Below are 21232 nucleotides of genomic sequence, written 5' to 3'. Positions count from 1 at the left end.
GAGCATCTGGTAAATAAGCTCGATAGCAAGTCACGTCTTTTGTCCCGGAATTCATCGTTCGCGTCCATCAATATTTAGATGGACGCGATTGTTACCAGACAAGACAATCTTCTCAAGACGTCCGGGATGGGGCGCTTACCATTTGTCCGTCATTCCGTCCGCTTATCTTAATGTCCGACAACCCATTAAACAAGCATGTTGTAGGACTGATTCCGGCATGACCGTCAAACATTCGTTTGATGGACAAGGCTGTCTGATAGTTTCATTAGCACATATGTGCTAATGTGGGTTTGTGTATTTTAAAGGAGATGACACTGTGAGCCGTTTGACAATTGACATAACAGCCCAGCAGCACCAAAGCCTGAAGGCGATGGCCGCCCTGCAAGGTAAGACCATCAAACAATACGCTCTCGAACGTTTGTTCCCCGGTGATACCGATACTGATCAGGCATGGCAGGAACTGAAAGACCTGCTGGGAAACCGCATCAACAATGGACTTGCGGGGAAGGTGTCCACCAGGGGCATAGACGAAATTCTTGATGAAGAACTCGGTGGGGATCGCGCTTGACGACCTATCTACTCACGGCGGAGGCAGAAGCAGATCTACGCGGCATCATCCGCTACACGCGAAAGCAGTGGGGCACTGTACAGGTACGCCGCTATATCGCCAAGCTGGAACATGACATTGCCAGTCTTGCAGCAGGGCGTGGTTCTTTCAGGGATATGAGCGAACTCTTTCCTGAGTTACGGATGGCGCGTTGTGAACATCACTATGTTTTCTGCCTGCCACGTGGGAGTGCGCCCGCACTGGTCGTGGCGATTTTTCATGAACGCATGGATCTCATGACTCGACTGGCAGAGAGGATCAACAGAAATAGTTAATGAGCGGCAGTCGAAGGAAGAGGTATTGGGCACCGGAGTTCTGGACAATTTCGTCTCTTCATGACGTTTTGTGCACAGGACTCCTGACGAAACCTGCTCAGAAGACGACTGCACATTGGGCGGTCAGCCCTGTGAACTGGTGCAGTCGTCTTCTGAAAATGACAAAACAACCAAGAAAGAAAACGTCCAACAAACCCTCGTTTGCTGAACGTTACTGAAATGACCATTAATACTTAACTGTTATAAAGCAACTCAGTGCCCCTATCATCACCCTTGCTTGAAGCCGGGTTTGCCGTTTTTGGCACGCCACTCTTTGACTCGATTAGCTATTGCTTCAGGGGTTGCTTCGGCATCCGATGGCGCGTAATAGATCAGATCCGTCCCTTCTGGATGTTCTGTGATCTTCTCGAAGTGTTCCAGTAGAATATCTAGGCGATCATCTGTTTCAGCAACATTCTCTTTGAATATTTCATTCAATAATGAAATAAACTCAGCTTCGCTGTATTCAGTAATATTATTTTTAAGATCCATCATTTACCTCCTTTATGAATATCAACATGCCGTTTCGGTGTCATAACTCGCAAATTATCTATATTGTAAACATCACCGCCTTTGGATATCTCATTTATATGATGAATTTCAAAAGAAGTTCGCTTACCGGCGGCATCCAATTTACGTGCTTTCGATGCCTTACCTACAGCCATACGGCTACGATTAGAAACAATGAATTGCTTGCTTAATGCTGGATTTTTACTCACTTCCTGCCAGAATGCCTTGCGGAACGAATCAAAGTTCGCAAACTCTCGCCCACGCAGCCTGTCCGCAATTTGGCTCGGGATCGGTACACCAATTTCTTTATCTGCATCATTAAGCCATTTTTCTCCGGTCCCCTGTCCTTTGCCTGTCACTTTTCCCGGTAAATCTCGGGGATCCCGGCTCAGCATCACATACACCGGCTCCACACCCGTCCCGGCTGCGTCTGGACGCCAGTAGATAAAGTCCCGCAGTCTGCCAACATCCGCCATCGGCGTGGTCGTCGACACCGGCATTTCCACCGGCTTCACCGCCGTCCCGGTGTGCACCGGCGTCACCGGTGCCGGCTTCTGGTTACCGGTATTTGACGGTTTAGACGGGGCCGGAGCAGGGTTCACCAGAATGGTCCGCGCTGGGGCGCCTGATACGGCCGGCACCGTGATTTTGTCCAGCCCGGTTGTCGCATCACGCACCGCATTCAGTACCGGTACTGCTGCCGATAGCGCACCATTTCTGGTTTTCAGCAGCGCCAGTGCCAGCTGCCCGTTGCTGTTCACCAGTTGACCGCGAACCGGCAGGTTTACCGTTTTCGCCCCCGGTTCGATTTTCACGCCCTGGCCCACCAGGTGCTGCGCGTTCAGCGCAAACACCGCATCCCAGTTGCGGCCTGTCTGACGGTCTATGTCAGTCTGGCTGGCTTCACCTGCCGGTTCTGAGTGGAACCACAGGGAGCCCAGCGAAAGGTGCAGAAGCCACGGGCTGACCTCCGGCACTGACAGTTTTGACAGCGCCTTACTGAACCAGCCTGCAATGTTACCCGCCACGTCACCGGCCGCCGTCCAGGTACCGGCTCCTGCCATCGCCAGCTGGAAAGAGCCCGGAGCCTGGTTCAGCACCATGCCACCCGGCGCTTTCATCGCGGTATTAGCCTTTGCCACCATTTGCCGGGTGTACGCCGGGGCTGGCTTCACACCAGCTTTCGCAAACAGGGCTTCCTGGTCAGCCTTCGCTTTGGTCTCTGCGGCTGCTTTGGCTTTGGCGGCAGCATCAGCCTTCGCCTTGGTCTCTGCGGCTGCTTTGGCTCTCGCGGCAGCATCGGCCTTCGCTTTTGCTTCCACCGCCTTACGGTCTGCCTCTGCTTTTGCCCTTTCAGTGGCCTTCTTCGCGTCCTGCTTTCTGTTTTTTTTCAGGCGCTCATCGGACTCCTTTTTCAGTTTTGCCGTCAGTGCATCACGTTCCGCTTTAGCCTTCGCCTGCGCGGCTGCCTGAGCCTTGGCTCTCGCGGCCTGTTCAGCCTGCGTTCTTTTCAATGCCTCCGCTGAGGCCTTTGCTGTGGCTTTGGCCAGTTGTTCTGATTCTCTTCGCCGTTTCTCATTCAAATCGGTTGTCGGTTTGGGTTGCCCCAGCATACTCCCGCCTCCGCCTCCCGGTTTTTTTAATTTATCTGCCCCTCCGGTAATTACAATGACTGGGGGTTTAATTGGCGCGGAGGATCCGGGTACTCCTGCGCTTCTCTTATTGCGTGAGCCCGTATTGCTTTCGGTTGTTTCTTCTGACGTTATTTCATCAGAGAGGTTGTCTGCTGGTTTGTTGTCTTCACTGTCCATTATTAGCCCTCGTCTGGGTTTTGGTTGCTGTATGTTTATACAGTAATCAATGACAATGCATTGTTAATTTTTTGTGACAATTAGCAGGATTATCCTTACTCTCACCCTGTAAGGCTGGAATATCAGGCGAAACAGTGAACAGTGAACAGTGAACAGTGTGACAGATAAAACAGGGGCTCGCGGGCAACATATTTTCGGGAGAGAGAAGGGAACCTGTTGTGTGGTGCCTTGCACAAAATGGGGGGGTAATTTCATTCTCAGTTAATGTGAGCACGACGTGATGATTGTGAGCACAGTTGCAGTTACTGTGAGCATGGACGCAGTTAATGTGTAAACGTCCGGGCATCTCACCTTGCACTGGGGCGATTGAAGTTAATTCAGCGAGTACGCAGGAAAGTATTAACCGAAGCTGTTGCCGGCGTATGGCAGCAGTTCATCCAGCCGGCTGTTTGGCCATGAGGACAGGCGCGTCAGTACGTCATGGAGCCAGACGCCCGGCTCCAGACCGTTTGCCTTCGCCGTTTCCAGCAGGCTCAGGATATTCGCCATTCGCTGGCCTGCTCGCAGAGAACCCGCGAACAACCAGTTACGCCTACCTACACATACCGGCCGTATCGTATTCTCCGTCCTGTTGTTGTCTATCGGCACCCGCCCATCCTCCAGATAGGTCAACAGGCTCTGCCAGCGCTTCAGCGTGTAGTCGATGGCCCGCCGTATCCCCGAGTTCGGCGCCGTACCCTGTTGCCTGAGCAACAGCCACTGATGGAACGCCTGCACTTTCGGTCTGGCGTAACGCTGCCTCCACCGCCGGCGTTGCTCCGGTGCCCGCTGTCGTATCAGTCGCTCCAGCCTGTACAGCTCGCGGATGGCGTTCAGCGCCACTTCCGCTACCTGACTGCCGTTGGCCTTGTACTGGTCGAAGAACTTGTGCCGCACGTGCGCCCAACACCCAGCCTCCTGCACGTCTCCCTGGTCGAACAGCGCACGGTAACCACCATAACCATCGACAACCAGCGTTCCTGTCCAACCGCTGAGCATCGCCTGCGCATACTGCCCGCCGCGGCCGGGCTGGCAGTCATACAACCGGATGTTCCGTGCAGAACCGGCAGCGCTGACGTATGCCCACAGGTACCCCTTCTGGCTTTTCCCCTGGTCGGGGTTGAGCAACAGCAACGGCGTCTCATCGGCCTGCAACACCGGTTGCTGCAACAGGTCCCGCTGCAGGGCATCCGCCAGCGGTTTCAGCATGGCGCCTACGGTGCCGAACCAGTCGCTCAACGTGCTGCGGGGAATGTCAGCGCCGAGCCGCTGGTAGATTTTTTGCTGACGGTATAACGGCAGATGGTCGCAGGCCTTGGCGATAACCACCTGCGCCAGCAGACCCGGTCCCGGCTGACCTTTTTCGATAAGTTGTGCTGGCAGCGGTACAGCATGGACGGTATCGCAGCACGGACAACTGAATTGGGGACGAACGGTGCGATGGACGATAAAGTGCGCCGGCACATACTCCAGGCGCTCGCTGGTTTCATCACGCAGGAAGCGTAACACATGATTGCAATCAGGGCAGACAGGGTTGTCCAGATCCAGACGGATATCTTCACGCAGCAGGTTCGGAGACAACGGTTGCCTGCGGGGTGAGTTGGCCGACGAGTCTTTAACTCCAGGTAGCAATGCGGCCAACTGCTGCTCGATATCGGCGCCGTCGGCCGCGACATCTTCGTCGACCAGCTGACGCTGCTCGCCCTGGAAGGCTTCACTTTTCTTGCCAAAGCGCCAGCGGCAACCGGTTTTCAGGGCCTCTTCCAGCGCCTGAATGCGGCGTTCCTGCTCCTGGATATGGCGTTCCTGCTCCCGGTGCCTTTGCTCCCATGTTGTTCCATGCATGGCGAGCAGCACCAACGCCCGAGAGCGCAGTTCGTCGGGATTTTTCGTGGTGAACAGCGGGTCGATATTCATCCCGGCAGCATGCCATAACCCGCGGCGAACATCACGTCATATCATGATGTTAAAGCACGCTCAGGTTTCCCATTGAGGGAGCGCCAGCCCGTCGACCTGTTGCCAGTCGACGCCCCTGACCAGCCAGGAAAACTGTTCGGCGGTCATTAGCCAGGTTTCGTCTCCCTGGCGGGGCCAGGTGAAGTGCCCGCGGTGCAGCCGACGTCCACAGAGCCAGACGCCGTGTTTATCCCATTGCAGTACTTTGATGCGCGAGTGTGCCCGGTTGCAGAAGACGACGGCAGCACCCTGCTGCCAGGGGCCCGGCAGGTGTTCTGCGACGAAACGGGTCAGGGCATCGATACCCTGGCGCATATCCACGGGCTCACGTGCCAGCCAGACGGAGTGGGGTTTCAGCACAAGTTGAGCTCCTTCAGGATGGCCGGCAACTGACCAGGCTGGCAGGTGATGGAGCATCGGCTCAGGTTGATCGTCACCGTAGCAATGTTGCTGGGCAAGGAAGACATGGAGACAGGGATAAACGGTGCCGCCAGCGTTTCCTGGTGCTCTGTCGGAGGGCATCTGGCCAACCACCGATTGAAGGATGACCGGCTGAGGTTGTGCAGGTCAGCGTACTGTGTTCGGGTAAGGCCGCTGAGACGGAAATCAGCGGCATGTTGCTGCTGGCGTTGTCGAGAGGCGTAATGCGATATAGTCATGTGAAACCGGCTCCGAAGACAAAGGGGGCTCAGTCTGCCGTGGACCGGTTCTTTCAACAAGGTGAGATACCCGGACGTTTACGTTAATGTGAGTATGTGGCGCGTTCATTCTCAGTTAATGTGAGCACAAAACGGGGTGTTATTGCGAGCATGACCGTTTTCGATTGCAAGCGCCTACAATTAAGGCGTACACGGGCGGTGTCTCATGACAGTGAACGTAACCACACCCCATATCTGCAGCGCCTCCGGATCAAACCTGATTGGCGGAAAAGCCGGATTCAGCGGCATCAGGCAGGGGTAAGGGCGGAGCTGCAGCTGCTTGACCGTAAATTCATTATCGATGCTGGCAATCACGATGCTGCCGTGCCGGGGCTCTTCTGCCCGATCGACGACCAGCACATCGCCATCATGAATGCGGGCATCACGCATAGAATCGCCGGACACACGCAAGAAGTACGTCGCGGCCGGACGCCGCACGCAGTAATCATGCAGGTTAAGTTCATTGGCCTCATAGCCTGCGGCCGGGCTGGGAAAGCCGGCCGCAACGGGCTCGGCAAAAAAAGGGAGTGCGTCGCCTTCCACTGAAGGCCGGGGATAAACGAGATCCAGCGCCATAATTTAGCCCCCAATAACTGTTTATACATACAGTACATTGCAGGTTTCAGGAAACAGGCAATGCCGGCATACTTCGTGCCGGCACGCTGGGGGTCAGATCAGGATGGTGGCCAGACGGCCAAGAACGTCGTCCATGATAGTCTCTGGCACCCGTTCGAGTCGTTTGCCGCCGCGGGCTTTCATATCGATCGTCCGGGGTTGATCGCAACGCACAACGCCGGTGGTACGTATGCCGGCGCCGTCAAGCGACACAGCAAAGCCTGCAGTGCGGGCAAAATTGCCTCCGCTGGTCACGGGCACAACAACAGGCAGGCGGGTCACGCGGTTAAAGGCAGCTGGCGTGACAATCAGTACCGGCCGCGTTCCCTGCTGCTCATGACCTGCGGTAGGGTCAAGCGAGACAAGCCAGATTTCCCCTCTTTCCATGTCAGATTTCCTCCTGACCAGCCGCCGGCGCATCCAGCCATTCACGTTCTTCTGCCGAGATTTCAGCGTTCGGATCGCACTGTGCCAGCAGCTCAGCCAGTGAATACTGCGGGCGTCTGTGCGGCTCCACAATCAGCCGGCCATTATCAATGACCATGCCAACTTCATTATCTGTACCCAGCGACAGCGCATTCAGCAATGCCGGTGGGACGGTCAGCATGACTGAGCCGCCAACCTTCTTCAGTCGAGTGGTATGCATTTTTCACCTCCATGAAAGTTATATTTAAATATAACATTCACTAAAAAAACATACCAGGCTTTAACGCGCAATGTTTAATAAAAATATAACTTTCAGCCCAACAGTAAACCCAGCGCGGTTGCTTCCATATGCAGCAATACCGGCAGCAGCAGGCCGCCACTTCTGATCCGAGCAGCTGATGTAATCAGCCCCACCAGGAACATTTCTGCCAGGGTCAGCAGGTTCTGATACTGCATATGCACGGCGGCAAACAGCAAAGACGTTATCAGCGCGCCCAGCCACATCGTCCAGTTGTACCTCGAACGGAAGACGTTCAGCATGACCCCACGGAACAGGGTTTCCTCATTCAGCGGGGCAAGGATAAAGACGGCCAGCAACGTCAGGATCACTTCGGGTATAGACTTATCGGCAAAAAGTTTCGTCATAAATGGCTCAGCGGGCAGGTCCAGCACTTTACCCAGCAGAAATTCACCGACATACACCACTGCCATCGCGCCAACCAGCCACGGTGCGCCAACGTTGCGCAGCTGGCCAACGACCGGTAGCGGAGCAACCCAGCGGCGGTATACCAGGAAAACACACAGCAGGTAGGAAAGCATGAAAATCTGTGGGGCACACCATGATATCGGCCACATCATAGCAAGCTAAGTTTGTAGTAAAAGCAGAATGTGGGTGAGAAAAACATGACTATTCCATCAACGTGTTACGTCATTGCCCCACACAATTTCATGCTCTCCTTCCAGCGCCAACAAATGTAATGCTTGTTGGGCTTTATCAATCATGCACGGGATACCTAATGGACGCCGTTTGCCGTTCTTTTTGGGGATATAAACTCGCCTCAACGGTTTGGCTCGGTATCCACGCCGTTTGAGTTGTCCGACAGCGGCCAGCTTGTGGTTATCAGTTCGCCACGTGATACCGTCAGTTCCTGCCGTTTTACTGCCTTTGTTTTGAGAAACTCGCCTTACCGCCAGTAATTTAGCGGAGTGCGAGTGGGTCAGCAGCCATTGCAACGCTTTCACCTTGCCGTGACGGCTTTCCCGCATCGCCTTTGCAATACGTATTTGCAGCCTTAAAACCTGTTGTTCCGCGGCCTGCCAGTTGATGGCTTGCCATTTTACTGAGGCTGAGGTGGCACCAGACCGTTTACCGGCGACTGTCATTTGCTTTACCTCATTGATAAGATTCTGGAAACTCTCTTGCAAAGAGAGACCAGCCGGAAGTGGGCTACGCTTTCGCGCCGGGTAACATTGAAACCCATATCTGAATCATTACAATTCAGCATTCGCTTTTTCCGGCCTCCTTTACCTGCATGGCTATCGGTTGATCTCACGATCAACTTTCCCAACGGGAACGATACAGGCTTACCATGTTCCGTATATCTCGTAGTCAGGTTAGGTGCCTGCTTAGATGCGAAGGGTGTAGCGATCACGAGAAGATAGGGCCATAGTCTTCTTCCAACCCTCGGTGCCTTTTGGCTACAGCGTGTTAACCACTTTCGCTGCTTTCCCAGTCACGCTTCCTGAGCAGATTCACTTATGTTCACCGTACTGACTTCCTGGCACTTACCCGATTGTGGTTATCAGACGCGATTTTGCATCGCTTTTTACATTACTATCTTTATTCTTCGGAATATATGAAAGACGCAAGGTCAATGATGTTTTTTATGTCCATTGCTTTTGCTTTTTCATAAGAGCTCATCGGCTCCCGCCTGCGCGCGCGGGGTTTTGCCGCGCAACAGGCAGAGGTTGCCACCGATGTGGCGGTACTGAATCGCCTGCTGTCGGTGGCCCGGCTTCATTCTGTCCGTAAGCAGTTAAAATCCTTCTGAATTTCAGTGGGCAAGGGGAAGTTGCAACCGTACCTTATCCGTGCACCAACGCCGGTTAAAAGAGTTAAGTCCCGGAGTGAACGATACGATGCGAATATGCACCCTGCCCTACCGGACAGGGAATTATTTAATGATAGTTAACTCTTCGCTGCATTTTTCCTACCTTTTTTTCTGGCCTTATTTTTTGCATTTTTACTTACATAGACAGTTTCTGTAGGTTTAAATATACTTTTATTTGCAAAGTTAGGATTATTTAATAATGAAAATAGCCCACCAGGGACGGTCACATTATGTTGTTCCAACACATTCTTAAGCTCTTTATTCGATGGAATTCTTCCAAGCACTCCCATAAGTCTAGACAGTATCATTTCTATCTTATTGGTGTTTGTCACATCAACACGCACTACTTCAGAATCACTTTTTAAATAGTAATAGGAATCCTTCACGCTGACGGAGTGATAAAACGAATCATGCGTTCTTTGTGATTCGCTATTATTTCTTACTAAATCAGCCAGTTCAGATGAATCAGAAAAATATCCCATTTGATTTATTTGAATTGCCGATGACACATCGTCGCTATGTAATAATGAGCGCTGTGTATCGGCATATGTCGCAAAATTGTTAGTAACTGTTTCTCTGGCAAGATATTCTGCTTCAGTCATTGGATTAACGCCTACTTCATGGTTATGATAAAGTTCACCGTTGCGACTGCCGATGTGTTTACGATGAGCCTCATCATATTCTTGATAGGCATGCCCTAAATTTTCAATTTTTTTAACTGTTGTTTTTAAAGAATCTGTCGCGTGAATGTTATCCCCTCGACCTAGCCCTTGGGCTGAGACTGTATGAAGAATTGTATGCTCAGAACTCAATATTGGCTTCGGGTTTGGCGGTTTCTTATTAGAATTACCGTCTCTCGACTTAGTCACCATAGGCACACCTTTATTCCCATACAAACGGAGCACCTCATTTTTTCTATTGCCATGTGCCCCTTGAGTGCTAATAGGCATTGAGTTAAACGTATCGATAGGTATAGAAATGGCGCCTTGTTCAGACTTTTCCCCTGAACACAAGTCATTTAACCCCCCGCCCTGAAGCCCCGTATCTGAGTGCCTGAACCATTCTCCATTAGCATCTCTTCTTACCGCTACAGTTATCCGGGAGTGATTGGTGTTAGCAGGATCAAAGACTCGCCAAGTATTCACCGTTTGGTCCCACTCAACCTGATAAACATCATCATTGACTTTGATATAGTTTTTATCTCCCGGAGTTCTGTACACGCCCTCATGAGGTGAAATACCCTCTAAATTAACCCCCGTTTGCTTGTATAATTGCGGTATTTCACCATTTATAATTTCATTCAGATTTCTTCCTTTTATTTTAACGCGGGGAAGTATGGAGTAGTCTAACTGGTAAAATTGAGTAGAATCCCAAGGTGTATTATACCCCTCGAGCTTATTCTTAAAGAAAACACTCATATCCTTATACTTATCGAAATAAGCCAAGCCATAATTAGGATCATAGAAGACATACTTTATCTTACCCTCCTGATTCACTCTCGATAGCAACATAGTATGTTCAGGAATATCAACACGAACCGAAGTATTTTCTGTTAAAAACAGTTTTGATTCTGCATCACTTAGCGTACTAATCTCGACATCAGGGATTACGGCCAGCCTAAATTCAGATACCTTACCATCGACATGTAAATCGACGATTGACTTATATAAAGTATTATCTGCAACGTTGGATGATGAATAAACACTCATTAATTTTTTTGCTAATCTTACATCTTGTCCACTTTGTAAGGCCCACCCCATTAATACGGATTCAGACAGACTCTCACTTGGCCGTCCTTTTAAGAAAATACCTTGTGGAACAAGAATAACATCCGTTGCTTTATTCGCCGATTTCTTCCAATCATCAGCGGCCTTCATTTTTTTATATAAAGGACTAGGCTCTCTCATTTTATTGAGTAAATCCTGTAAACCCCCGCCTTTTAACCCGACATCCGTGTGAAACACCCATTCACCATTTTCATTTCTCCGTACAGGCGCTTGATAACCGCTCCTCCCTGAATACTTCGGTGGGATAATCCGCACTGTGTTTTTATCAAGATCATATTTCACGGGGTAGAACTTGTTATCCACTTTAATATAATAACTGAAGTCCTGCATAGTCTCAGCTTCTGTTTTTTTAACTTTATATACGCCATTTTCATCAGGTTTAACATTACCAATAATCTGATCTTCAACAGCCCATTTTTCCTGGAAGCGTGTTGCTTGCATTGCACTGCTGGCGTCCTCAAAAATAGTTCGCCCGCTTAAATGACTATTTAGAGGGAGAGGGTCAATAAGGTCATATATTGCTGAGCCAAATGCTTTAGTTATGTCAATCCCCGACTTGGCTAATTCCTTACCCACAGCATTTATCAGTACCCTCCCTTTTAATCCAGAGGTTAAAATAGATCGCATTGATAAACCTTTAAGTGCTGTAGCAAGTTGCTTTAAAAATGGAGTGGCAACTGCAGCAGCTTGTATAAGGTCCATTATAAACTGCCCTGCATCTATTTCATATTCTCTATCGTATTGGTTTCTATGCCCTACCTCATAAAATGGAACATACCTATAAGCTATTTCCTCCCACCCCGTGAGTGAATACATTGCTGACCGCAAATAACTTACGGCAGCCCTATTTTCAATAACTTTAGCGCCCAGGATAGCATCCCGAAGAGTTTTATTATTTAAATGCTGAGCATCCTCCTGTTTAGGATACTCTTTCGAAAAACGAGCTGGATGACCAAATGCAATGTTTTTTTTCTTAAGATCCTCAGCTATTTCCGGCTCATCCAACCCTGTTAGCATTTTAAGCACGTTTGTATGTTCTGCCTGAGATCCTCTATAATAATAAGTACCGCCTAAGCCGCGTTGCGCCATGCTTCCTGGCTTGCCGGAATTAAATATAGAATCAAGCTGATTATACTCCCGCTCACTTATTCGGCTAACATGGTTATTAAAGAATAAATTTGAGATAACGATAGCACCAGTATCACTTCCTTTTAATTTAATAACGACGACTCTTCCCGGGGGAGCAGTCGCAACATCACCAAATCGGTTATTATAAATATAGGATAATACTTTAACATCTTCAACCTCGCCAAAAAGCTCTCCAATCGACAGTTGTAAACTGGTAACAATATTTAACAACTGCCTGTCAGCTTCTTTTTCTGCAACAGAATTATCTATATAGCTATCAAACTGATCATAATATGCTTCATCATCGTTATCCAACTCCTTTCTGGACTTAAATTCCGAATATGAAACAAACTCATCTTTAGATATTTTCAATATTTTCCTGAGCTCTATATCACTATTAAATAGAAGGTAATCAATTAATCGTATCGCATCCATATACCTGGCAGATTCAAAGCTAACCTCTGATTTATTTTCTTGCAAATAAGTTAACATTGACTCTATGTGCAATAACTTCCAGGGGTCATCATCTGGCCCATACCTGATCTCGTCATATTTTTTAAGCCACAACCCCCTATCACCGTATATCGATACAGTGGGCATCCCAGCATAAATTTGTGCGGCCATAATCCTGGCATCTAAAAAGCGAGCCTCACCCTCTTCCCTTTTATTCGAAAGAATATATTTGATGATATCGATTTTATTAGTTAAACCATATTCCTCCTCTTTAATTTCTTTTAAAAAATAATAAATAAAAGCAATATTTATGGGTTCAAAGTAAGTTCCCGTGCTTCTCGTAAAGCTTTCAATATAGCAATCCAAATTATCTGTGCTATTCCTCCCTCGATACCATTCGAATAGCCGAAGAATTTCGTCAACATATTCATTCCCATGCTCAGGCATGTCGGCCTTTAAAATTTTTCCTTTATACATATCATACAATTCAATCGCCCACCTCAAATCTAAAAATCTTTCCACGGCTGTATTGTCAATGAGGTTAAGTTCACTTCTAAATTTTAACCACTCTTTCTTGAACTCCTCTTTATTCGGATCTTCAGATAAAGCTTTGTTATATAAAAATTCATAGGCAAAAATGAGGCGATCAATGTCACTGGCAGGTTGGTTTTCATCGTGAATTTCGAAATTAACTAGCGCAATGGCTAGTTCCTCTAGAACTTTGTCTCGCTGTGTTGAAGGCATCAGGTGATTTTGGGTACTCACTGAAGCATATTGATTATTTAAGCTCTCATGCTTTGAAACATGCCTTTCTTCAACACTCAAATTTCGGTTTTCATAAAATATGTTGCGGGAGTCATTCTCGTCCAAACGCGTTGGATCGGAAGGAAAAATGGTGTCGTGCCGGTTATCCGCCACTGCTGCCCGTTTACGTCTGACGTGGGGTTGGTCGGCCCCCGGGTCACGCGCATCAGTGAACGGCATAACAGTCGTTTGTGGCTGTAACGACGATGAGTGACTTGCTGAAGTATTTTCCTCTTCAGTTATCGCAGCCTCTATCAATGTAGTCGCATAAGCTTCAGCCGCCGCTTTGCTTCCTGCATCCAGCGCACGCCAGGGCGCCTCCCCGATAATACGCTCAGCTATCTTTTCCCCGGCACCTTTTAGTCCGCCCTCATACACACGCCATGCAATCGAGGCAACCCCAAGCGTTGTTGCCAGCCCAGGGGGGAGTGAAAGGACAATTTTGATGGCCGCCGTTTTGTAACTTTGCTTGGCATATTCTGCTATTTCATCCCTGATATCCCCTTCCCCGCCACGTATTCCCTGTCGACCTTTATGGGCTCCCCATGCCACTTTTGCACCTGTAATAGCAAATTTAATCGGCAATCGCAGTGGAAATGCGGCCAGGTTCGGTAACAGCTTAAAGCCTCCCAGACAAACGGCCAGAAAAGCCCCTCTGATCAGTTTTCTTTCTGACCAGTCTCTTATTGCCTGCTCACGGCTCTTCATCCCAGCAAGAATTTCAGCCATCGTCGCCGGGTAGAGCGTGTTCCCTTTAGCGGCATTGCCCACTTCAAGGCGCAGCCGCTGAAGAAGTCTTTCTCCTTGCGGATCTGATTCTTTGGATAGCTGGGGAAGATAGTGCTGGATCACCTCAAAAAACACATTGTCATAGTGCTTTTCGGTTGCCGCCCGTTCTTCTACGGAAAGCGTGGCCAAATAGCGTTGCTTCTCCGCTTCACTCCATTCCGCCATCCACCTGGCTAACATCCCCTGACGGGAGAAATTGTTGATCGATTGCCCGGTAGCCTGTGTGATCCCGGTTTTTAGGTTGTCTTTTATGCCCTTCAGCTGCTGTAACCAGGACACGGTCTGTTTACCCAACTCTTTACCACCGGCTTGACCATGCTCGGAAAGACGTAACAACGCCTGGCCCAGTGCCTTTTGGACGTCGGATAAGCCCTCAACAGTGGCTTTTACCTGTGTATCAAAATCACGGATAATAGTATTGGCGGCCAGCGGCTGGGTGACAGCGTTTAATTCTTCTCTTAGCGCAGACAGGTATCTTTGTTTCATGCTCTCGTCTGACAGCGTCGTGATTATTCCGAGTGCTTGCTGCAGCTGCTCTTTTGACTCTTCTGCCTTTTGTCGCCATCTGCCGGACTCAGCACGCAACTTTGCATCCAAAATTGAATTGCTCGGCATACCCGATAACATCTCGTCAAGTTCACTGTAATGCGATATAGCTTGTTGTAATGGGCGAGAGGTTTGTATGGCCTTATGCATGTCGGATGTAGTCTGCTGAATTTTATCGAGCAGTCTTATGCCGACCTGAAAAACAGCTTTGTTTATGTTATGACTGTCGCCATTCTTATCAGAGGCAGTAGTACCGGGCAAGGCATGCGCAATGCGGTGTTTATTTTTGTTGCCCTTATCAGACAGCGTTTGAACAGAGGCTTTGGCCCCCTGCATTTTCTGTCCCACTGCATTCCAGACTTTTCCCAGCTCATGCGTTACCGTTTCTCGTGTAGTGCGCGCTTCCTTCTGACGGAGTGGTTGATACGTTTCAGGCTGGATCTGTTGCCCGGCATATTGAACGACAGGGATAACTGACTGCAAAACCTGGCAGAGAAAATCGATGTCGCGTTTAATCCCGCTGGTTTCACCTGTTTCATCGGGCTTTTCCGCATAATTTCTGGTCAGTGTAATACCACTTAATAATTTCGCCGACAGCCTCTCCATCTCTGTGCTCAACGCCTCGCGGGCTAGCCTTTCATCCAACGTGACTGAATTCACGATAGCATTGAATTTTATGTTATCAGGCTGCTTCCCCGTCAGATTTCCACGCGTTTGGGCGGCATATTGATTATTGTGCGCATCTGCATTTACCGGAAGAAGTTCATTGAGGAGTACATCGTAATTTGCCTGCCTGGTGGTTTCCCACGGAGTTTGCCATTCCACGTTCTCATTGAGGAGACTCATGAGGTCCAGCACGCCTGAGAGATAGCCGCTCAGGCGGTTACCATGCTTAAGCACCTGATGATAATCCCGGTTTTGAGGCTCATCCCAACCCGCTTTGTTCACCTCCAGGCGAAATTTGATAAACTCCAGCGCGTGGTTATGTAAATCACTCTCTTTTCTGAACCGCCTGAACCGGTCCAGAAAAGCGTTGGCGGCTTGTTCCAATAGCTTGTGCTGTGGTTGTATCAATGCCGGTATTTGCATTGTGTTAACCCGTGCCTGCAATGCGTCGATATCGACTCTTTTAGGATACAACAGGTTATATCCGGCCTGCTGGAACTCATAAAATCCAGGCAGGGCGCCGCTGATAATGGCTTGCAGGTGTGCCCTCAGTTCGGTCAGGTCGGCTTCAATTTCTTCATCTAAACACTCTGTGAAACTGGTTGAGGGGATCTCAACGGGCAGTTCTGTTTCATTTTCTGTATTAGTGAGATAATTTTCATTTTCTTTTGACTTTTCCTCTGTTTTCTTAAACTCGCTGGCATAAGGCATAAAACTACCCTCTGGTTTGGATTATTTACGGCTGAGTTCTGAGAGGTGCTGTATCCTGGCGAGAATAAACTCACTCGGTTTACGGCACGAATAATGTAGATAGACAAAGCAACGGTGACGGCATGCCATTATCGGTGTCTATTTCAGGCTGCACGGTATGTCCGCCAGATAACTGAGGACACACCGGTTTATAATATCAGCGAGGCCCTGCAGACGCCGGAGGATAATGTGGTAAAGAGGTCACAGACGGAGGATATAAAACTGACAGCAGATTGCTACAGTAGACTGCATTTAACCCCCCGTCGGGTTTATTTTATCAACCTCGTTGTATACACTCTGCAACCATCGGGCGTGGCCACGGCATGGTCGTTACCTAAAATTCACACCGCCTTAGCTTGTTGACTGGCTAAATTGCAGGACAATAAACTCTGCCGGACGCACCGCCGCCATGCCAATTTGCAAAATCATCTTACCCGCCACCACATCCTCTGGTTGCATCGTTTTCCCCTCACCTATTTTCACAAAAAAAGCCTCAGCCTCGGTATCGCCCGATAAGGCTCCTTTGCGCCATAGCCCAGAGAGATAGTTATGCACGGCTGCGTGCATACGCTCCCAGGTCAGTGAGCAGTTCGGTTGAAACACCACAGGTTGTAAGAGCCTCTTGATGTCATTCTCTGCGGTATTGAACAACCGACGCACCGATACATAGCGCCACCTGGCATCGTCAGACAGCGTACGTGCACCGTAGATCACCGGTCCTCTTTCAGTAAACCAACGGATAACGTTAATTCCCTTATCATTCAATAGACTCCGCTCTTCATCATTAATATGGACAGATAATCCCCTGACACCGATGAGCGAGATATTGGCCGGCGCTTTCCACACGCCTCGTTCTCGATCATTGCGACAGTAAGCAGCCGCCATGGCCGGGGAGGGAGGACAATATAGCGCATCACGCAGTGGTGCCAGACTCTGACGGATCAATTCATATGACTCAGGATCCTGCGTTTGCAGTTGCGCTAAATTGCCGGGCGCCGGCTGCCAATATCCTCCAACCACTTCGATAGCGGCATCATCCACGTAAGCGGATGTTTGCAGCGCCGGGTAATAAACCGCCGTCTGTGAGGGTTCAACGCCTGAGATGACTGTTCCATCCGGGCTGTCGGCCAACAGGAAATAAGCCGGCGATGCTTGCAGCAACGGGTTCAGCGCCTGGTAGACGTCCAGCTTGGTTCTGGGCGTAGCCAACTGCGCCAGGCCGGCGTCAGTGTCGGCGCACAGCAGCAGGCTTGCGTCCGGGCACTGGGTGCGGATAACCTCCGGCAAGGCGGCCAGCTCGGCATCACTCCCATCAAACAGCGGCAGGATATAGCAGGGGCCGCCACCATTTTTAAAATAAAGCTCAACGGCGTTATAACTTTCAGAAAAAACGCTATGCGGACTCCAGATATACCCGCTGCTGTGTTTTGAGACCCGGCAATTACCTTCAATGTTAATTTGGCCTTTGGCCTGCGGATTAGTTTTTACCATTAACTCGACCCCGTTCACACTCCGAACGTCAAAGTTCCAGAACGTGTCGAGTTTCATTTCATTCTTTACCATACCTCCATTATCTTTTTTCACCGACCACATGCTGTCAAAGTCAACGTTAATCTTGGCTGTTGAGTTTGACTTGCATTTGATTTTTAACGTATTATAACCAGATCCGTGATACCTCAGTTTTATCTTATAAATCAGATATCCTCCACTGATACAATGCGGCGTACTAATTTCCACCAATGATTGCCCGGGCCTGGTACTGCCGCCCGGCCCATCATCCTCATCGGAAGCACTCACCGATTTACTTAATGTCACGCGCGCCGGGGAAAACATACTTTTCATTTCCCCAATATTGTTTATTTTATAGCACTCACTCTTTTTCCCTTCATTATATATAAAGTTGCCGACGAACACTGGCATGGACGTTTCTAACCGTTTTGCCGATAACATTTCTTCCCCACATTCCTGAATGGAGACGCCGGGAAAAGAACTACTATATAGAGTCATTTAATTTGTCCCTTCCAATTATTTTGCAAATTAAGACACGAACTCCCTTCATGGGGTAGATATAAAAAATAACTCCGTCGCAAGCCGTGGGGTATCAAAACCACCGTAAACTACAAGTTCGGTTGCTTCAAGGAGCGGAAATATAACCCTAAGATATTTAAATCCCCGTCAGGTCTGATTTATCAATCGTATGAATATAAACGCAGTAGCCATCGGGCGTGACCGCCGCAACCTCATCCTTTGTCCATTCTTCAAAAAGGGTGTTCATCTGGGCGAGGTATTCTGTTCGCGTCATACCGGCCACCCGCAGCGACACTCTGATGTCAGCCGCTCTCCCGTTTGCCGCGGCAACCGGCGAGGCATCCAGATTAACGTGCGTCATCGCAAGACGGGCATCCTCATCACCGCCCAGCGCCACCATCAATTGCTCCCGCAGTACATCGGAAATGGCCTGTGGAGAAACGGGCACTTTTGGCTCAACGGTGGTAGACAAGGATTTCACCGGGGTCACTTCCTCGCCCTTATCGCTCAGGCTAATCGGTACGGTGACACAATAGTTGAGCGACAGGCGCGGACGATTGCCCAGCGATTGCCAGAAGTTACCCAGGCTGTTCAGATTTTCTTTAGGCGGAATAACCTGCGTATACGCCCCAGGAATATCGGTTAGCTGGCGGTTGTTAATCAACGCCGCCAGAACCTGGGACATGACTTTTATGGCCTGGTTGTCGGGCTGACAGTCCGGGTTACCGGCATCCGTGGCAGGGCCGGTTGATTCCCAATAGGTAATGAGGTAGTTGCATTTCACATTGACCCAGCCGGGTGACAACCGCCCCGCTGCGGCATTAAATCCGCGGGATTCTGCGGTACGCAGCTGCAGGTCTTCGTGGATATCATAAAGAAACACGCTTATCGCGGCATCGGACTGAGTGGCATTCAAATCCGGTAAATCAAAGCGGATTGCCACGGGGTCTTTCACATAGGTGCACAGAATCTTTTTCATCGCGTTATTCAAGCGAACCAAAGGGGGACAATTAGACATACTCGTTCCTCTGCATTAATTGTACGCATCACTGTCCATGATGCGTTATTTACATGGGATATTTAGTCGGCAGGTTAAATAACAATCCGCCCGGTTTTGGCCAGTTCACGAGTCAACGCTGTTTCGATATGATGTTGACAGACTTCGTGATTGTCACTTTCTTCGGCAAAGAAGGCGGCCAGCAGGGCAATATTCCTGATATTGGCACCAGTAATATTGGCCCGCTGCGCTAATTTTTCAAAGTCCACGTCCGGTGAGACTTTGATATTCTTCGGCCATATTTTTTTCCACATGTTATGCCGCAGCGTTTCATCCGGGTAAGCAAAACGGGTAATAAAGGTAAAGCGCCGGTTAAATGCACTGTCGAGATGACTGCGGTTATTGGTGGATAAAATAACCAATCCGGGGAAGTTTTCCAGCCGTTGTAACAGGTAAGACACTTCAATATTGGCATGCCGGTCATGGGCATCCTTGGTTTCGCTACGCTTGCCGAATAAGGCATCGGCCTCATCAAAGAACAAAATACCGGCATCCTGCTCTGCCAGATCAAAGATACGGGAGAGGTTTTTCTCGGTTTCACCAATGTATTTATTGATAACCGTGGAGAGGTCAACCTTGATTAAATCGACACCCAGGGTATGGGCGAGCACTTCCGCCGCCATGGTTTTCCCGGTTCCCGAGTCGCCGTAGAACAGAGCGCTAATCCCGACGCCATAGCCCACCTTGTCTTTAAAACCACCGGCCAGCACTTTTTCCCGATAGCGAATGGCCGTCAACATCTCCTGGAGCTGTTGCAAGAGACTCTCCGACACCAACAGGTCGTTTAATGTCCGCTTCGGCGTAATGCGTTGCGCTAAGGAACCGAAATTCTGTTGGTTGCGTAAATTGAGCGCCTGGCGAATATCACACTGTTGCAGCACATCCGCCGGGTCGCGTTGCTGCCGATACAGTTCGGCTTCTTGCACCATCAGCGGCAGACTTTCCGGGGTAAAGGTGTAGCGCTGGCTGAGACTGATAAGGTCCATATCCGCCGCACGTTGTTCCGGTAGACAATCCCTGAGCAGGTGCAGTTTTTCCTCCTGCGTCAACACCGGCATCGCTGTCTGCAAAGTGGGCGTCTTTTTCAGCCATAACGGTGGGGCATAGGGTTCAACCAGGCACACCACCCTTAATCCCGGCTGGTTCAGTTGCTCAGATAACCTCTCCGGCAGTGACGTGCTCTTTTCCATCCGTGCCTGCAGGTTACGTATAACCATGCCAGCGCCGCGCATACGGGCTTCGCGCATCAGACAGGTTAAATGCAGTAACAGCGCATCATCATCACTTTCGGTGCACTTATCGATATCGACCTGCAGCGTCTGCCGGTTGTCAGAGGCAAAAATGCTCGACACCGCATGGGCTCTGGCGCTCCCCGGCATGCCGCACAGCAACACCACGTGGCGCGGCTCAATATCGTCAGTCAGTAACACGCCGGCCAGCGCGTCTTTTAAGCCGGCAGGATAAAACGGCAGCACTGACGGCGTTGACCATTCCGCCCACGATGCTAACGCCGGTGCCAAATAGTGATGCCCGAGTAAAAAATGGTACACACTGCTGTCCGTCATAAAGCGAGTTTGGCTCCAGGCCGGATTTTTTTTATTCTCCTCAATCGTTAACAGCTGACAGCGCATTAGCGGCGCCTGAGGCAAAAAACTGGCTTGCTGCGCCCGCTTTTCCCTGTCTGAAGGGCAAAATAGCGTGAGGGCCAATGAAAAACTGGGCAGCTGACTTTGCCTTCCCTGCTGGATCCAGGAAAACAGATCATAATAACGGCTGTCAAAATGGGGCAGCAATCCCAGTAGCACCGTGTCTCGTTCAAAGTCGGTGAGTTCGAAACGATGAATCAGGTCCGTTAAGCCCTCGATTGACAATGGCAGCCCGTTTTCCGCCCGGTATACCGGCTGAGTAGCGGCGGCCCAATGAGGCCTGCCGACCGGGTGTTGCCTGCGCGCTACCACCTCCTCCTCGCTGAGCAGAAACGCATTAAGCCCCTCGTGACGCGCTGAATGGCAGTAATAATAATGCTGTAATAGCAGATCGATACGTTCCAGCGCGCTAAACAAGAGCGATAGCTGGCAGTCACCCTGCGGAATAAACGCAGGCTGAAGTGCTGAAGAAAGCGTCATATTGATATCCG

16 protein-coding genes are annotated in these 21232 nt (G+C 49.8%); 2 read left to right on the top strand and 14 right to left on the bottom strand.

What is annotated here, in order from left to right; all coding sequences use genetic code 11:
* Positions 1 to 316 precede the first annotated feature (316 nt).
* On the top strand, positions 317 to 568 hold the full coding sequence (locus tag ACRDCA_RS25075; RefSeq protein WP_438691956.1) for an antitoxin: 252 nt from the start codon (positions 317 to 319) through the stop codon (positions 566 to 568).
* Positions 565 to 882 carry a type II toxin-antitoxin system RelE/ParE family toxin gene (locus tag ACRDCA_RS25070; RefSeq protein WP_438691955.1) on the top strand — a complete coding sequence of 106 codons (318 nt, stop codon included), beginning with the start codon at positions 565 to 567 and terminating at the stop codon, positions 880 to 882. Before ACRDCA_RS25075 ends, ACRDCA_RS25070 begins: the two co-directional genes overlap by 4 nt.
* A 267-nt stretch (positions 883 to 1149) precedes the next feature.
* Here ACRDCA_RS25070 and ACRDCA_RS25065 read toward each other — a convergent pair whose 3' ends face one another.
* From ACRDCA_RS25065 to ACRDCA_RS25000, 14 genes are all read right to left on the bottom strand, one after another.
* Positions 1150 to 1413, bottom strand: a complete 264-nt coding sequence (locus tag ACRDCA_RS25065) for a bacteriocin immunity protein (RefSeq protein ID WP_438691957.1) — start codon at positions 1411 to 1413, stop codon at positions 1150 to 1152.
* Complete coding sequence (locus tag ACRDCA_RS25060; RefSeq protein ID WP_438691954.1) at positions 1413 to 3044, bottom strand: S-type pyocin domain-containing protein; 1632 nt, start codon at positions 3042 to 3044, stop codon at positions 1413 to 1415. The genes ACRDCA_RS25065 and ACRDCA_RS25060 overlap by 1 nt, the downstream gene beginning before the upstream one ends.
* A gap of 597 nt (positions 3045 to 3641) precedes the next feature.
* Positions 3642 to 5198 (bottom strand): IS66 family transposase, encoded by a 1557-nt coding sequence (tnpC, locus tag ACRDCA_RS25055; RefSeq protein ID WP_438691953.1) that lies wholly within the window; start codon positions 5196 to 5198, stop codon positions 3642 to 3644.
* A 60-nt stretch (positions 5199 to 5258) separates the two neighbouring features.
* Positions 5259 to 5597, bottom strand: a complete 339-nt coding sequence (tnpB, locus tag ACRDCA_RS25050) for an IS66 family insertion sequence element accessory protein TnpB (protein WP_438691952.1) — start codon at positions 5595 to 5597, stop codon at positions 5259 to 5261.
* On the bottom strand, positions 5591 to 5896 hold the full coding sequence (gene tnpA, locus ACRDCA_RS25045) for an IS66 family insertion sequence element accessory protein TnpA (protein ID WP_438691951.1): 306 nt from the start codon (positions 5894 to 5896) through the stop codon (positions 5591 to 5593). The genes tnpB and tnpA overlap by 7 nt, the downstream gene beginning before the upstream one ends.
* A gap of 180 nt (positions 5897 to 6076) precedes the next feature.
* Positions 6077 to 6511 (bottom strand): LexA family protein, encoded by a 435-nt coding sequence (locus ACRDCA_RS25040; protein WP_004187425.1) that lies wholly within the window; start codon positions 6509 to 6511, stop codon positions 6077 to 6079.
* Between the two features lie 93 nt (positions 6512 to 6604).
* Positions 6605 to 6937 (bottom strand): type II toxin-antitoxin system toxin endoribonuclease PemK-mt, encoded by a 333-nt coding sequence (gene pemK-mt / locus ACRDCA_RS25035; protein WP_438691950.1) that lies wholly within the window; start codon positions 6935 to 6937, stop codon positions 6605 to 6607.
* A 1-nt stretch (position 6938) separates the two neighbouring features.
* Positions 6939 to 7196 carry a type II toxin-antitoxin system antitoxin PemI gene (gene pemI / locus ACRDCA_RS25030; RefSeq protein WP_004187429.1) on the bottom strand — a complete coding sequence of 86 codons (258 nt, stop codon included), beginning with the start codon at positions 7194 to 7196 and terminating at the stop codon, positions 6939 to 6941.
* 92 nt (positions 7197 to 7288) lie between these two features.
* Complete coding sequence (locus ACRDCA_RS25025) at positions 7289 to 7795, bottom strand: lysostaphin resistance A-like protein (RefSeq protein WP_438691949.1); 507 nt, start codon at positions 7793 to 7795, stop codon at positions 7289 to 7291.
* A 96-nt stretch (positions 7796 to 7891) separates the two neighbouring features.
* The gene (locus ACRDCA_RS25020; RefSeq protein WP_438691948.1) at positions 7892 to 8359 is read right to left on the bottom strand and encodes a reverse transcriptase N-terminal domain-containing protein; all 468 of its coding nucleotides are present in this window, start codon (positions 8357 to 8359) and stop codon (positions 7892 to 7894) included.
* Between the two features lie 805 nt (positions 8360 to 9164).
* Positions 9165 to 15971 (bottom strand): hypothetical protein, encoded by a 6807-nt coding sequence (locus tag ACRDCA_RS25015; RefSeq protein ID WP_438691947.1) that lies wholly within the window; start codon positions 15969 to 15971, stop codon positions 9165 to 9167.
* Positions 15972 to 16361: 390 nt separating this feature from the next.
* Positions 16362 to 18017: a phage tail sheath family protein gene (locus tag ACRDCA_RS25010; protein WP_438691946.1), complete on the bottom strand. Its 1656-nt coding sequence runs from the start codon at positions 18015 to 18017 to the stop codon at positions 16362 to 16364.
* A gap of 157 nt (positions 18018 to 18174) precedes the next feature.
* Positions 18175 to 19017 carry a DUF4255 domain-containing protein gene (locus ACRDCA_RS25005; RefSeq protein WP_438691945.1) on the bottom strand — a complete coding sequence of 281 codons (843 nt, stop codon included), beginning with the start codon at positions 19015 to 19017 and terminating at the stop codon, positions 18175 to 18177.
* Positions 19018 to 19130: 113 nt separating this feature from the next.
* Positions 19131 to 21221: an ATP-binding protein gene (locus ACRDCA_RS25000; protein WP_438691944.1), complete on the bottom strand. Its 2091-nt coding sequence runs from the start codon at positions 21219 to 21221 to the stop codon at positions 19131 to 19133.
* Positions 21222 to 21232: the final 11 nt, after the last annotated feature.

Origin of the sequence: Serratia sp. (in: enterobacteria), from assembly GCF_051654945.1 — a bacterium.
GTDB lineage: Bacteria > Pseudomonadota > Gammaproteobacteria > Enterobacterales > Enterobacteriaceae > Chania.
The sequence above is the reverse complement of the archived record's forward strand: the minus strand, read 5'-3'. Positions and strand labels throughout refer to the sequence as shown.